Genomic DNA, 14,558 nt, shown 5'->3' on the forward strand with positions numbered 1-14,558 from the left:
CGCCATAGTCTCCAAGCGCCACCTGGCACTCAATTTACGAGGGGCGGCAGTCTAAGGCCGGCTTGGGCAGTCGGCAACATAATTGACGCGAATTGGTGTAACAAGTCCCGCAACAACTTGTTAAATGCGGGCGGTAACGCCTGTCCGCTGGTCACCGGGATCGACTTGGCCAGCCCATGACAGAAAGCATTCGCGGACAAAGCCACTTAATAGCAGGTTCAAGGACCTGGAAAAGTGGTCGTGTCCGCGACTGGATGACTCAAATTCCGCGACTTGCGCCAGCGACCCAATTCTGACTGCCTGCAAGCACATCGGTTCCGAATCGTTTCATAACAACAGGTGCCTTGCCCGGGCAGCTTTTGTACAACAATCAAAGTGGCATCTGGCCTTCAGTCCGGAATATACGCAGCAACAGCAGCAAAGGTAAAGCCACTGACCGTCCTGGCGTTAAAAAATCACGACTCGCCCCTCTTGGGCGCTCAGGCGCGCAGCATCCAGCACCCGCGCCGAAGCTACCGCGTCATGCGGATCCACCGGGTTGGGCCCGCTGCCTGCAATGGCGTCCCGCAATTGTCGATAGAACTCCAGCCAGCAGCCACGTTCGGACGCCACTTGTTTACGGTTTTCGCCCTGCTCCAGCCAGCCCCAGCGTTGACTTTCTTCGACTCCCCAGCGCTCGCCTTCGGAAACAGGCGTCAACCCTGCCAACGAGGCAGCCTCCTGACCGTCAAGACCTTCGACGCTATAACAGCCGGATGCGCCGCTGACCCGAAAGCGTGGGCCGGGGTGATTCTGCAGGCAGCTGCCCCATAAATGTGAAACCACCCCGTTGCGATGGGTCAGGGAAACAAAAAACTGATGGTCGACAGGCTCGCTCGGCGTGGCGAATTGCAGCTCTGCGTACACCTTGGCCGCCGGTCCGAACAGCAGCAACGCCTGATCCACCAGATGGCTACCGAGATCGCGCAACATGCCGCCGCCACTGGCTTTGCCGACAGATTTAGGGGAATAACGCTCGACCCGGGATTCAAAACGGCTGACATCTCCCAGAACGCCCTCATCAATCAATTTGCGCAGGGTCAGGAAGTCAGAGTCCCAACGGCGATTCTGGTAAACACTGAGCAGCACGCCCTTGCGCTCGGCTGCATCCACCAACGCCTGCGCCTGCTCGGCATCGGCGGCGAACGGCTTGTCGCTGACCACCGCGACACCGAGTTCGATGGCCTCCAGAATCAGCGCCTGGCGCGTTGCCAGCGGCGTGGAAATCGCTACCGCATCGACCCCGGCGGCAACCAGATCAGCCAGGCTGTCAAAAGCCTTGGCTTGAGGATGATCCTGCGCCAGTTCTTGCCGACGCTCCGCCGAACGGGTCACAACACCGACGAAGGTGGCGCCCGGCAAACTGGCAATCAGCGGCGCATGAAAATAACGACCGCCTTTGCCATAACCGACCAATCCGATTCGCATGGTCCTTTCCTTCTATTCATGTTCGTGGGATTGGAGCCCAGGCCTTCAGATTGGTTCTTGCCAGAGACGTCACCTGTACACGCAGCAGGCCCTTGTCCAATCTTTTTGTGCTCAAAAGGCCACAGACACCCTCAACTGGATCCATTTCTTATACATGTAAAATTATTTGTACAATTAATTGCGCATTCTTGTACAAGGCTACTATGATGGCCTTATGCAATGGAAAGCATAAGGACCGTCTTGAGGTCCTGCCTGCCACGGATCTGGGCGTCACGTTGTGTACCCAGCCGAGCCCGTCATTATGCTATTCAACTCTTCCAAGAAAGAAATACTCGAACTCCAACAGGTCATCGCCCAACAAGCGGAGCTGTTGCAGGCGATTGACCGCTCAATGGCCACCGTTGAATTCGACCTGAATGGCGTACTCATCAGTGCCAATGACAACTTCCTCAGGACCATGCGCTACAAGCGTGAAGACGTGGTCGGCCAGCCGCACAAGCTGTTCTGCAGCTTCGAATATGCCCGTAGCGCCGAATACCAACAGCTGTGGTCGCGTCTGCGCGCCGGCGAATTCGTGTCGGCCACTTTTCGCAGATTGGCTGGCGATGGGCAGAATGTCTGGCTGGAAGCCAGCTACAACCCGATCAAGGACAGTTCCGGCAACGTGGTCAAGATCGTCAAGTACGCCCTGGATGTGACGGAACGGATCCAGGCCGAAAGCGAGGCCGCCAGCAAGCTCGCCGGGCTGGACCGCGCCATGGCGGTGATCGAGTTCGATATGGAAGGACGTATTTTGCGCGCCAACGACAATCTGACGCGGCTGCTGGGCTATAGAGAAGCTGAAATGGTCGGCAAGAACCACCGCATGCTGTGTCCGCCCGAGTTTATTAACAGCAGTGAATACCGGGATTTCTGGGAGCGCCTGAACAAGGGTGAATTCTTCAGCGGCCAGTTCAAACGTCTGAGTCGCCAAGGCGACACAGTGTGGCTGGAAGCCAGCTATAACCCGGTGTATGACGCCAACGGCGATCTGGTGAAAGTGGTCAAGTTTGCGACCGACATCACTGCACGTATCGAGCAGCATATCCGTGATACCGAAAGCGCTGCACAGGCTTATCACATATCAGTTGAAACGCAGAAAGTTGCCGAGCAAGGCACGCAGGTGATTCACCTGGCCGCCAGCGAAATGCGCCAGATATCGTTGAACATTGATTCGTCGTCACGAATGATTGCGCAACTCGGTGAGCGTTCGGATCAGATCACTACCATCGTTAATACCATTCGCAGCATTGCTGACCAGACCAACCTGCTGGCGCTCAATGCTGCCATCGAAGCCGCTCGCGCTGGCGATCAAGGCCGGGGTTTTGCCGTGGTCGCTGACGAAGTTCGTCAACTGGCGGGACGCACCAGCCGCTCGACGGCAGAAATTTCGGAAATGATCGGGGTAATTCAATCGGAGACCCAGCAAGCGATTTCCAGCATGGACAACACCCGCGCCAATGCCAGCAAAGGCGTGGAACTGGCTGACCAGGCTGGGGCGGTGATCGTGCAGATCAGCGAAAGCACCAACAATGCGGTGGATGCGGTGAGAATGTTTGCGCAGGCTTCGAAGCGGTAAGGCCCGAGCGAAGTGTGTTGGAGCGAGGCTTGCCCGCGAATCAGGCACCTCGGTGAGCCAGGCCCACCGCATTATCGTTCTTCGCGGGCGAGCCTCGCTCCAACGGGTAAAGGGCTAGAGCTTGGCCTGATTCCTCTCCCCCATCTTCTTGCTGCGCTTTTCCAGGATCAGATACACGACAAGGGCAATCAGCAGTGGCATGAGGAAGTAGATGGCCCGATAGCCGATCAACGCCGCGAGCAAGGTGCCCTTGGAAAACTCGTGCTGCATCAAGGTGATGAATACGGTTTCCAGTACGCCCAGCCCGGCCGGGATATGGGTGATCACGCCTGCGATGCTACTAATCAGCAACACCCCGAGAATGGCCGGATAAAACGCTTTTTCCGGCAGCAGGATGTAGATCACCAAGGCCATCAGCGACCAGTTCAACGCGCCAAGGCTGGCCTGGGTCAGCGCCTGTTTCAGGGAAGGCAGAGTGACTTCGTGCTCACGGATCGTCCAGGAACGACGTGTGGAAAAACGACACGCCAGCAGATAGCCAACTGCGACTACCAACAAGGCAACGCCGATCAGGCGCAATGAGGTCGTGCCCACCGCCCAATCCTTGGGCAGCTCAAGAAATCCCATGGAGAACACCACGCCCGCCACCAGCATATAGCCCAGCCAGTTGGTAATCAGGCTGAGGCTCAGGATGCGCGTAATGGTTGGCACGTCCAGCCCGAGTCGCGAATAGAGCCGATAGCGCAAAGCGATGCCGCCAACCCACGAGCTGAGATTAAGGTTGAACGCGTAACACACGAATGCCACCGGGACGACTTGCTGGATCGACAGCTTGTGTCCGGTATAAAACCGCGCCAGCACATCGAAACAGCAATAGGTCAGGTAACTGCACAGGGCAATCCCGAAGGCGAGCGCCAAGGTGCTGATCTTGTAGGACAGCAAGGCCTGTTTGACTTCCTGCCAGTCGAGATTCTTCACCAATAAAAACAGCAACACCGGCACCGCGACGAGGAAAAACACGTTGAACGCGCGCTTGGCCCATTTCCATTTGCTGCCCTGCTTGCTGCCCTGTTTTCCGCTGGTGCGCTCGGAAGGTGCATCGGATGCCTGAATCATGCGGATTTCTCCTGATCGGACTGCAGATTGACCCGCAAGTCATGGGGGACGCCATCTTTTTGCTCTTGCTCGATGACACTCGCCTCGGGAATCACATCCGCCGCGCGCAGCGGTTTAAGCCGCAGGCCATGGGCGGGAAACAGGCCGGCAATGGCCGGGAAGTGCCGCAGAAAATGGAAACTGAGGAAGATCATCGGCGCTCGCCACCATTGCCCGCGCGCGGCACCTTTGAGGCTGATTTGCTGACTGTGCGCAGCGGCCAGATCACGCAAATGTTCATGCAATTGCTGATTGAGCCCAGGGTCGCGAATAAACAGATTCACTTCCAGATTCAGCGCCAGGCTCAACGGGTCGAGGTTGCTGGAGCCCACGGTGGACCATTCGCGATCAATCAGCGCCACTTTGCCATGCAGCGCCCGCTGTTTATATTCGTGGATCACCACGCCTTCACGCAGCAGGAAGGTGTAGGTCAGCCGCGAGCAGACGCGTACAAATGGCATATCAGGCTGCCCTTGCAGAATCAGCGTCACTTTGACGCCACGCCGCGCCGCGTTGCGCAACTCGCGCAGGAATCGATAACTGGGGAAGAAATACGCATTGGCAATCGTGATGCGATGGCTCGCGTTGCGCATCGCCAGCAAGTACTGCTCTTCAATATCGGTGGTGTGTTCCTTGTTGTCGCGCTCGCACAGCAACATGCGCGCGCTGCCCGCGTGATGCGGCTCGATCCGCAACGGCTTGAACTTCGACCGCACGGCTTCGCCAAGCATACCCATGGCCGAGGCGTGAATATCCGCGACGATGGGACCACGCACCATCACCGCGTAGTCCTGCTTGGCGGTCACGCCGGTGTCGCTCATGTGATCGACGCTGTAATTGATGCCACCGATGAAACCGATCTCGCCGTCCACCACCACGACCTTGCGATGCAGGCGCCGGAACAGGTTGGTGCGCATGCCCATCACTCGCGGCCGAGGATCGAACAACTGGATATGAACCCCGGCGGCAATCATGCGGCCGACAAAGGAGTTACTCAGGTCCGAGGTGCCATAGTCATCAACGGTGACCACCACCCGCGCGCCATTGGCAGCCGCCTGGAGCAAGGCTTGTTGCAGCGCTTCGCCGACCCGGTCTTCGAAAATGATGAAGGTTTCCAGCAAGACTTCCTTGCGCGCCGCGCGGATGCAATCGAAGACTCGGGTGAAATAATCCTCGCCATTGATCAGCAGCTCTACCGAGTTACCGTCGCGCCACTGTCCGTGGTGTTTCATGTGATCGTTCATAAGGTCACCTCCACTGCGAGTGGCGCATGATCGGAGAGATGCGACCATGGCCGGTTGGACAAGACTTTGGGCCTGTGGGTGGTCGCGTTGCGCACATAAATCCGGTCCAGCGCCAGCAACGGCCAGCGCGCCGGGAAACTCTTGGCCGGTGTGCCAAATTTATCGACGAAAGCCTCATGCAGGCCGGTGCCGACCAGTTGCGCATCGGCGCGTTGGCGCCAGTCATTGAAATCCCCGGCGACAATCACCGGAGCCGACTCCGGCAGACGCGCCAACAGCTCGGCGAGCAGCTTCAATTGCTGACGACGGTGCCCTTCACGCAGACCGAGGTGCACGCAAATGGCATGCACCTGACCAAACTGCGGGACTTCCAGAATGCAATGCAGCAGCCCGCGCTCTTCCGTGCCGTGAACGGATACGTCGAGATTCTCATGGTGGCTGATGGGGTATTTGGACAGCAGCGCATTACCATGATCGCCATCGGGATACACCGCGTTACGGCCATAGGCGAAGTCACTCCACATGCTGTCCGCCAGGAACTCGTACTGCGAGGTTGTCGGCCAACCCTTTACCCGCTGGGCATGGCTTTGATGCTCGCCATGCACCTCCTGGAGAAACACCACATCGGCGGAAACGCTGCGAACGGCGTCACGCAGCTCAGGCAGAATGAAACGCCGATTGAAGATCCCGAAACCCATGTGCATGTTCATCGTCAATACGTTCAGTGATACACCGGTCGCGGTGGGGGTACGTACGCCAGTCGGCGTAATGGCACTGCTCAAAACTTCACTCCTTGCATGTCGCCCGGCGCCACTTCCAGTCCTTGAGTCAAGTCGAAGCGTTCCAGCAGTTGGCGGGCGTCATACGGCGCCCGGACTTTGATGTCGTTGTCGAAATAGCAAAATATATCCCGCGATTTACGCTTCGGACCGGCCTTGGCGACAATCAGGTGCGCGTCAGCAGGTTGCGATCCCTCGCGCCAGTCCTGAATCCGGTCGCCCCAGCGTTTAAGCGCCTTTTCGGTATAGCCACTGGCGTAGAGCTTTTCGTCGCCGTGCAAGCGCAGGTAAACGAAGTCGCTGGTCAGGTCTTCGATGTACGGCCACTTGCCTGCCGTATCCGCCACCACCAGCGCAACCTTGTACTTGCGCAACAGGGCGACAAACTCAGGAACCAGAAAGCTGTCGTGGCGGATTTCCACGGCATGCCGCACGCGGCCAGTCTTCGGCATGTCCAGGTAGCCGGGCTTTTCCATGCGCTCGTCGCAATCTTTGGCACAGGCCTTGGCCTGTTTCATGTCCTTGGGCAGCAACCCAAGGAAGTGCTCGAATTTCTGCGCATCGAATTTGAAGGTCGGAGGAAATTGCCAGAGAATCGGCCCTAACTTGTGCTTGAGCTGAAAAAGGCCCGAGGCAAAGAAATTCGCTACGGGCTTTTCAATGTCGTTGAGACGTTTTACATGCGTGATAAAACGCGGCGCCTTGACGCTGAACACGAAGTCGTCAGGCACCTCGGCAAACCAGCCGGCGTACAGCTTCGGTGTTTTCAGGGAATAAAAAGAGCCATTGATCTCAATGCTGTTCACGGCACGTGAGGCAAATTTCAGCTCGTTTTTCTGCGTCAGTTCCTCGGGATAGAAATCGCCCCGCCATGGAACATAGCGCCACCCGGAAATGCCAATGCGGATATCACTCATGGAAGTGGTCTCGGTTTCGTGTGCGATGTGAGGCGACAGTCACGTCATATGAAGCCTGTCGCTCGCACAGGTTCCCTAACCCGTCTGCCTGGCAACCGCAAAGACTCGTCTAGAGCGGGCGATCCAGCACGGAATCATCGTCTTCATCAATGACACCGAGGCTGCCTGGCAGGGTTTCCGGATCCGGCGGATCCACGTCATTGCCAATGCCCGGTTCTGCTTCCGAAAAGCCTGGATCAACCACATCGCCGTCGTCCAGATCGGCATCCTCATCGTCAAGTAAATCAGGATCGGGCGGGATTGATTGTTGGGTTGTTAAAGTGTCCATAACCACCTCTTTGGCATAACCTCCGACGGAGGCCTTAACGATTCGAATACGCCAAAGTTGCTCCGTTCAATGCATTTAGCAACCTTACATCGACAATAACTGACTGACTAACTGCGCCGCTCACTTGCTAAACCGTTCATCTGCAACACGGAACCTAATGAGATTTCTCAGCGATAAGCGCCATGACCGCTCGTCGGCTTTGGCACTGTTTCAATAAACTTTCCTCACCAAAATTGCTTCTCAAGAACACGAGGCAACTGTCTCGCCAGTGCCAACTCAAACAATACTCGCGGGTGAAATGATCATGCCTAATACTTCGAAACAGAAAGATGATGACAAGTCGAAAAATACCGGGAAAGGCTCGGGCAACTTTGCCGACAATCCTGAAAAGGCTTCTGAAGCAGGCAAAAAGGGCGGCAAGGCCAGCTCCGGAAGTTCAAGTAAAAGTTCAAGCAAATAAACATTCCGTCCTATCAGGACGGGAACTTCTGTTCCCGTCCTCCGCTATTAACGTTCTGGAGATCTGCCCATGAAGCAACTCACCGCATTACTGCGCCCTACCCTGATGACCCTTGCCCTTGGGCTGACAACGATGAGCGCCTTCGCCGCAACCCCGGCCGGATTCGTTGATGACGCATCGGCCAAAGGCCTGGCCGAAATCCAGACAAGTCGGTTGGCTTTGCAAAAAAGCCATTCGGCCGATGTGAAGAAGTTCGCCCAGATGATGGTCGATGACCACACCGCAGCCAATAAAGAGCTGGCACAGGTGGCGACAGGTCTGAAACTTAAAGTGGCGGACGACGCGGAACTGATGGCCCGTGCGAAAAAAATGGTCCTTGAATATCGTGAAGAGTCGTTCGACAAGGCCTACGCCAACAATCAGGTTGTGGCACACGAGCAAACCATTGAACTGTTTGAAGAAGAGATCAAATCCTCCAAGACGCCTGAGTTGACAGCCTTCGCCAAGAAAACCCTGCCTAAACTCCAACATCATCTGGAAGAGGCCAAATCGCTTCAGGCCAAATACAAGTAATTCAATCTGCACAGCCGTTTGCGTCTTCGGCGTAAGTCGCCGGGACGCAAATCTGGCTTTCCTAGATCGGCCATCCCGCGCTACTGCGTTTTCGTGCTTTTTCGCGACTGCCGCAGATATTCATCTGGCACCAGCGTCGACCGCCATTTTTTGAATTGTCGATAAACAACCAGTCGCAATCAGGCGTGGCGCAGACTTTCAAGCGCAGTTGATCCGGTTCGGTCAGCAGGCTCGCCGCCTGGGTCGCCAGGCGAGCCATAAAATTGTCTGTCATATCATCCAGACTATTCCCGATTTCCCACTGCCAGATTACGTGCTGCCCTTGCATGACGAGCCGACGTTGCGCGGCCGTACTCGCCAGTACCTGATTCAGGTAATTCAAGGCGCGATCATCCAGCAGTCGCCCCTCAGCCACTGGCAGCAGCAGTTGGTAAAGCTGTTCACGGAACGCAATCAGGCGCTGGAAGGAGAATGCAGCTGCCGGTTGCTCGACCAGCCCCAGGTAATGTTCAAACTCCGGGTCATTGATCAGACGGGCATGCTGAAACCAGCGCACCACATCCTCCAGCGTCGCCAGCTTGTCCACCACTTCCCCCAATGAACTGCCCGGTCGGCGCCCATTGCAGGTATTCAGGTAATCGAGTACTGCCAAGCCACCCACCAGCCGCAGTGAGCTGATTTTGAGTTGACTGATAAACATGATCAGCCCCTTGTCTTGATCCGACACCTGAAGCATGGCAGATATCAGCAAAGAACCAAGTGCTATCGGACGGCGTACAACCTGTAATGCGCCGAGCGGTTTTCACGACGCTTCTTGATTTACACAACCCATGGCGTTGATGAAGATCGTCCACTCCTCAGCCCGGGCGCGATGCCGCGTACCAAGCCGCTCTTTGACATTTGTGGGATTTAAGTCTTGAGTCAATGCAGCCGTGTGGAAAACCCGAAACGTGAAACACGCATAGTTGGCATCTGCGATGGAACGCATATTTTTTCAGATCAGGCTTTTACGCTGCTTAACTGTGGTCGCAGTTTTTTGCGCGGGATTTACCGCTGTAATTGCAGCCACCCTGGGAGGGATTGCGGTAGAGGTCGAGAACCAATCCGAGCCCGTTTTGTGTGCCGAGAAAGACAACGTTACGCTCAATATCAAATCAACCGAGGTCCTGAGTTTTCGTATCGAAGCGACCCATCCTGCGTATATCGGGTCATTGCAGGCGGACCGCACCGCCGCTGACTTCACTGCCTGCGACATACGGGAAGACCCGGCTTTCCATACCTCAGGGCCGGAACAACGGGTGACCCTTTACGAAACCAATGATGTGCGCCTCATAGGCTATACATTTCCAACCTTTTGGCGGCCCAGTGACGTTCCCTTCAAGGTGGGTGAACGGACCGAGAGAGGGCTGCACATGGTGCAACTCTGGGTCCATGCCAGTGGTCGCCTTGAGGAGATTCTGGTCCTGTATCCGCCGGACGGTTACTGGCGAGCACGACCGCTACCACCGAACCACATGCGCTCGACGTCCTATGGAAGCTCATTCCTGGTCGGGCCGATCGAAGTCAAGGGCAGGCCGGTGGTCGAGATAAAGGAAATATCATTCGACCCCAAAACAACGACGTTTCTGCTGAGCTTCGTCAACGGTGGAACCGCCAGACTGACCGTGAGCGCAATAGACACTGATGAGCAGGTGATTGAGGTCTCTTTCGACAAGCCAATCAGTAATGGCCCCTTTGCAGCCTTGCGGTCGATGTATGTCACCGAGTTCAATGCCGACGCCGCCCGCATCGCAACACGAGGGCCGGAGCAACCGGGGTGGAGTGAAGAGCCGATCATGGCATTCAGGAAAGCCGATGCGACCGATATCTGGACCGGAAGACTTGTTCCATCACGGCACAATACCAGCGCGCCGGACATCATCTTCAACGGGTTTTCCAGAACAATCACACCCACCGGCAGGCCGGTATCCAATGGCCAGGTCGATTCAACCGAAGATGTCGATCAGCGTTAGCGTGAGTTTCCGGCATTGATCAAGGCTTTCACCGCGCTTTCCCTGAGCATGCGTGGAATCGCGGAACCCGGCCCCGCAAGTTGAGCGCCGGTGGTGACTTCGAAACTGGCCTGGTTGTCGGTGGCCGAGCTACCGCCCACAAAAACCGTGAACTCGCCCGGCTCGACTCGGCGCAAAAAGAAGTGATCCAGCAGCGCCAGGTCATCCTGATCAAGCTGGAAAGCAAGCGTCCTGGTTTCGCCTGGTGCAAGTTTGACCCGTTCAAAACCACGCAATACGCGCACGGGTCGGGTGACACTGGCGGTGCTTTGGCGCAGATACAACTGCACGATTTCGTCGCCCTCACGTTGCCCGGTATTACTGACATCAACCTTTATCGTCAGTGTCTCGTCAGGTGCAATCCGCCGGGCGCTTAGCCGGGGTGGCTGATAGGCGAACGTGGTGTAGCTCAGACCATGACCAAAGGGATAAAGCGGCGTCCACGATCCGTCGATATATTTGGAGGTGTACTCGGACTCGATACTCGGTGGACGGCCAGTATTTTTCCGGGCGTAGTAAATGGGCAATTGCCCAACTGCCCGAGGAAACGTAATGGGGAGTTTGCCACTGGGGTTCACATCTCCAAACAGGACATCGGCGACCGCGTGGCCCATTTCCGAGCCGAGAAACCAGGACTCAAGAATCACGGGCACTTGATCACTCATCAAGGAAAGCGCCAACGGGCGACCGTTCATGAGCACGACGACCAAGGGTTTGCCTGTCTCGACCAACCGAGCCAGCAGCGCTTCCTGACCGCCAGGCAAACCCAGCGACATCCTGCTTCGCGCCTCGCCGCTCATTCTTGCGGTTTCACCCAACACCGCGACGATAACATCGGCATCGCTACTGGCGCGCAATACGTCATCAATGCCCGAGAGGTCCAGACTTTCAGGCGAGGCACCCGGTACGTGAATGACCGCCGTCGTGGACGACACAGCTTGTTTTATACCCTCGAACACCGTGACCGACTCTTCGGTACGTATTGGCCCGGCCCAGGGTCCCAGGATGGATTCGGCATCTGTAGCCAATGCACCTGTCACCACCAGCTTTTTGAGGTCCTTGCGCAGTGGCAGCAATCCCTGGTCATTCTTAAGCAGCACGATGGATTTCTGCGCCGCCTCCCTCGCCAGGCTCCGGGTCTCGGGTATCCGGGCAAGAGCCTGCACACGAGCCGCATTACTGTAACTGTACGGATCTTCAAAAAGACCCAAGCGTTGCTTGGCTTGAAGCACGCGTCGTACCGCATCATCCAAAGCGTCATTTTGGAGTTGGCCGCTTCGAACCAGTGCGGGCAACTGCTGTTGATAGAGGCCGCCGGCCATGTCGATGTCGATGCTTGCGTTGAAGGCCAACTGCGCGGCGCTGGATTCTGTCGCAGCCACGCCATGCTCGATCAAATTGTCCACACCGTTGAAATCGCTGACGATGAGACCGTTGAAGCCCCATTGTTTACGCAGATAATCGTGCAGCAACCTATGGTTGGCATGCATCGGCGTGCCCGCGATTTCGTTGAATCCAGGCATGATCGCGTCAGCCCCCGCCTCCACTGCGGCCCGAAACGGCGGGAGATAGACTTCACGCAGCGTGCGTTCCGAGAGGTCGGCAATGTTGTAGTCACGTCCCGCTTCAGCTGCTCCATATCCGGCGAAATGCTTGGCGGTTGTCATCATTGTGGAGAGATCAGGCGGTCCTGTCCCGTGAAAGCCTCGAACACGGGCAACCGCCAGGGCGGCCCCCAAAAACGGGTCCTCACCGGCACCTTCAACCACACGTCCCCAACGCGGATCACGCGCAATATCGACCATCGGCGCGTAGGTCCAATGTATGCCGTAAGCAGTGGCCTCCATGGCCGCAGCCCTCGCCGTGCGCCGTGACAGTTCCGGATCCCAGGCCGAGGCTTCGGCCAGCGGAACAGGGAAAATGGTTCTGAACCCATGGATCACATCGAAGGCAAACAACAAGGGAATTCGCAACCGGGATTCTTCGACAGCCACGCGCTGAAGCTTGCGTGTGGCCTCGACGCCATAAGCATTGAGCAAAGAACCCACGCGCCCGTCACGAATGCTGTCCTCTCCGCCGATTTCCACGATGGGACCAGCGGATGTTGTCTGGACAGCCGACTGGCTGAGCTGGCCGGCCTTCTCTTCAAGGGTCATCCGGGAGAGCAGGCTGTCGATCAGATCATCGTTGTCGAAATCCGCGCCAGCACTCGCACCCAGTGAAGTGCCAGTAGCGAGCGCGGTGAACAAAAGCACGGGCAGGAGTCGAGAATGTGCCATGACATTCACACTGCCTTCACTCTGCTCATCAGCTCCGAGCTTTCTTGCTCGGCAGACGCCAATGGCGCTGAAGTGAACGGGTGATACTGATAGAGCCACGTCTCTGACAACGCTTCATCGCCCAGTTGCAGAAACAACCGCAGCTCCACTGGCTCGCTGCCCTCCACGCCCAAATCGAACTGAGCCCGCCAATGCCCCTGCTTGCCGTCAGGGACGGCCTCCGTGAATACATTCGATACTTTGCCTCTAGATGAAGAAAGCACCGCCAGCGGTCGAACCCCGAAGGGAATTTTTGCGAGGCCGTCGCCCTGAAACTCCACAACGAACTTGCGATCGCCCTTGGGTCGCTCCTGACCGGGCAGGCCACCGCGGCCGAGACGAGTCGCCACGCAACGAGCCAGTGGCGAAGGAAAAGGTTCGTCCGCCTGCCAGNGTCCCCCTGCCAGTGCAGGCGGTAACGCAGGCGGAAATTTTTACCTGTCTCGGCCGCAGGCTTGGGGACCCACATGGCGACAATGTTGTCGTGCGTCTCGGCGTCGGTTGGAATTTCCACCAACTGCACGCTGCCTTCGCCCCAGTCGCCCAGAGGTTCAACCCATAGACTGGGACGCCGTTCGTAGTGCACACCATCCTGGTAATGGTCGAAATCGCGATCGCGCTGCAACAGGCCAAAGCCTTTGGGATTGTTGTCGATGAAAGCCGATGCCATGGTGCGCGGGGCGTTATTGAGTGGACGCCAGATATGCTCGCCGTTGCCGGTCCAGATGGCCAGACCGTCCGAATCGTGCACCTGCGGCCGCCAATCGATGGCAGTGGGCTTGGCGGTATCGGAGTACCAGAACATGGAGGTGAGCGGCGCGATCCCCAGACGCTCGATGTCCCTGCGCAAAAACAGGGAAGCATCGATATCCATGATGACCCCTTTATCCCTGTGCAGGACAAAACGATAGGCTCCGCAAATACTCGGTCCTTCAAGTAACGCGTAAACAGTAACCGCAGTGCTGCGTGTGTCTGCGGCTGCTTCAAACCAGAAATGGCTGAAGTCTGGAAACTCCTCAGGCTGGCTTGCCTGCGCCACATTGACCGCAATACCGCGAGCGGAAATGCCGTACTGATATTGATCACCGATCGCGCGAAAGTAGGAGGCCCCGAGAAAGGCTACCCAGTCATTGGTGCGCCAATCCAGTTGGCGCTGGTCGCCGGAGCGGCTCTCCTGGAAACGGAAACCGGCGAAGTGATTTCCTGGCGGCAGCAGGCGAGCGGGACTGTCTGCAGGCATGTCGAAATAGGATTCGTCGAAGAGAATCTCACGCGCCATGTCGTCGTGAACAACGTGCATTGCCACGGGAAAACGAAAATAAGTACCCAGGTGAGAGAAAACAACCGGGTACTGCCCCGGCCCCAGGGCAAACAGGGCGTGGGACGTGTCGAATTTTATTTTCCCGTGCGCATCATAATTGATCTGCGACAGCACCTCGGCTGGGCCGGCGGTGGGAGCAAACCAGGGCATCCGCGACTTTGATTCCGCCAGTTCAATCAAACTTTCAAATGAAAAAGGTGAAGCGTCCCCCAACCGGAGTTTTTCCTCTTCCCTGCCTATCGCTGACGAAAGTTTGCCCATGCCGGCGAGCGCCACTGACAGGGTTGAAAGTGCGAGAAGCGATCGACGAGTAAGCATGATTTTCGT

11 protein-coding genes and 3 pseudogenes are annotated in these 14,558 nt (G+C 56.9%); 5 read left to right on the forward strand and 9 right to left on the reverse strand.

The genetic code is table 11. The features are described 5' to 3' along the window. Positions 1–447: 447 nt before the first annotated feature. On the reverse strand, positions 448–1,467 hold the full coding sequence (locus AFK24_RS27485) for a Gfo/Idh/MocA family protein (protein WP_065836240.1): 1,020 nt from the start codon (positions 1,465–1,467) through the stop codon (positions 448–450). A 301-nt stretch (positions 1,468–1,768) separates the two neighbouring features. Here AFK24_RS27485 and AFK24_RS32160 point away from each other — a divergent pair. Both AFK24_RS32160 and AFK24_RS32165 read left to right on the forward strand, forming a co-directional pair. Next, positions 1,769–2,533: pseudogene (locus AFK24_RS32160) on the forward strand (PAS domain-containing protein); the annotation flags it as partial. Positions 2,534–2,647: 114 nt separating this feature from the next. After that, positions 2,648–3,085 (forward strand): annotated as a pseudogene (locus tag AFK24_RS32165) (methyl-accepting chemotaxis protein); the annotation flags it as partial. A gap of 114 nt (positions 3,086–3,199) precedes the next feature. Here AFK24_RS32165 and AFK24_RS27495 read toward each other — a convergent pair. From AFK24_RS27495 to AFK24_RS27515, 5 genes are all read right to left on the reverse strand, one after another. After that, positions 3,200–4,201: a lysylphosphatidylglycerol synthase domain-containing protein gene (locus AFK24_RS27495; protein WP_065836242.1), complete on the reverse strand. Its 1,002-nt coding sequence runs from the start codon at positions 4,199–4,201 to the stop codon at positions 3,200–3,202. Further along, positions 4,198–5,484, reverse strand: coding sequence for a cardiolipin synthase ClsB (gene clsB, locus AFK24_RS27500; protein WP_065836243.1), 1,287 nt, complete (start codon positions 5,482–5,484; stop codon positions 4,198–4,200). Before clsB ends, AFK24_RS27495 begins: the two co-directional genes overlap by 4 nt. After that, the gene (locus AFK24_RS27505) at positions 5,481–6,266 is read right to left on the reverse strand and encodes an endonuclease/exonuclease/phosphatase family protein (RefSeq protein ID WP_065836244.1); all 786 of its coding nucleotides are present in this window, start codon (positions 6,264–6,266) and stop codon (positions 5,481–5,483) included. Before AFK24_RS27505 ends, clsB begins: the two co-directional genes overlap by 4 nt. Next, positions 6,263–7,180: a DUF72 domain-containing protein gene (locus AFK24_RS27510; RefSeq protein ID WP_065836245.1), complete on the reverse strand. Its 918-nt coding sequence runs from the start codon at positions 7,178–7,180 to the stop codon at positions 6,263–6,265. The genes AFK24_RS27505 and AFK24_RS27510 overlap by 4 nt, the downstream gene beginning before the upstream one ends. 109 nt (positions 7,181–7,289) lie before the next feature. Continuing rightward, the gene (locus AFK24_RS27515) at positions 7,290–7,508 is read right to left on the reverse strand and encodes a hypothetical protein (RefSeq protein WP_065836246.1); all 219 of its coding nucleotides are present in this window, start codon (positions 7,506–7,508) and stop codon (positions 7,290–7,292) included. 304 nt (positions 7,509–7,812) lie between these two features. On the opposite strand from AFK24_RS27515, the gene AFK24_RS30320 reads away from it, so the two are divergent. After that, on the forward strand, positions 7,813–7,968 hold the full coding sequence (locus AFK24_RS30320; protein WP_240500467.1) for a KGG domain-containing protein: 156 nt from the start codon (positions 7,813–7,815) through the stop codon (positions 7,966–7,968). 69 nt (positions 7,969–8,037) lie between these two features. Beyond that, on the forward strand, positions 8,038–8,541 hold the full coding sequence (locus tag AFK24_RS27520) for a DUF4142 domain-containing protein (RefSeq protein ID WP_065836247.1): 504 nt from the start codon (positions 8,038–8,040) through the stop codon (positions 8,539–8,541). A gap of 61 nt (positions 8,542–8,602) precedes the next feature. On the opposite strand, the gene AFK24_RS27525 is transcribed toward AFK24_RS27520, so the two are convergent. After that, on the reverse strand, positions 8,603–9,241 hold the full coding sequence (locus AFK24_RS27525) for a CGNR zinc finger domain-containing protein (RefSeq protein ID WP_170826407.1): 639 nt from the start codon (positions 9,239–9,241) through the stop codon (positions 8,603–8,605). 277 nt (positions 9,242–9,518) lie between these two features. Between AFK24_RS27525 and AFK24_RS27530 the strand changes: the two genes are divergently transcribed. Next, positions 9,519–10,553, forward strand: a complete 1,035-nt coding sequence (locus AFK24_RS27530) for a hypothetical protein (protein ID WP_065836249.1) — start codon at positions 9,519–9,521, stop codon at positions 10,551–10,553. Here the strand turns inward: AFK24_RS27530 and AFK24_RS27535 are convergent. Both AFK24_RS27535 and AFK24_RS27540 read right to left on the reverse strand, forming a co-directional pair. After that, complete coding sequence (locus AFK24_RS27535; protein ID WP_240500471.1) at positions 10,550–12,811, reverse strand: glycoside hydrolase family 3 N-terminal domain-containing protein; 2,262 nt, start codon at positions 12,809–12,811, stop codon at positions 10,550–10,552. The genes AFK24_RS27530 and AFK24_RS27535 overlap by 4 nt on opposite strands. A 134-nt stretch (positions 12,812–12,945) precedes the next feature. Continuing rightward, positions 12,946–14,492: pseudogene (locus AFK24_RS27540) on the reverse strand (glucan biosynthesis protein); the annotation flags it as partial. Positions 14,493–14,558: the final 66 nt, after the last annotated feature.

The sequence above is a fragment of the Pseudomonas syringae genome, from assembly GCF_001698815.1.
GTDB classification, from domain to species: domain Bacteria; phylum Pseudomonadota; class Gammaproteobacteria; order Pseudomonadales; family Pseudomonadaceae; genus Aquipseudomonas; species Aquipseudomonas syringae_A.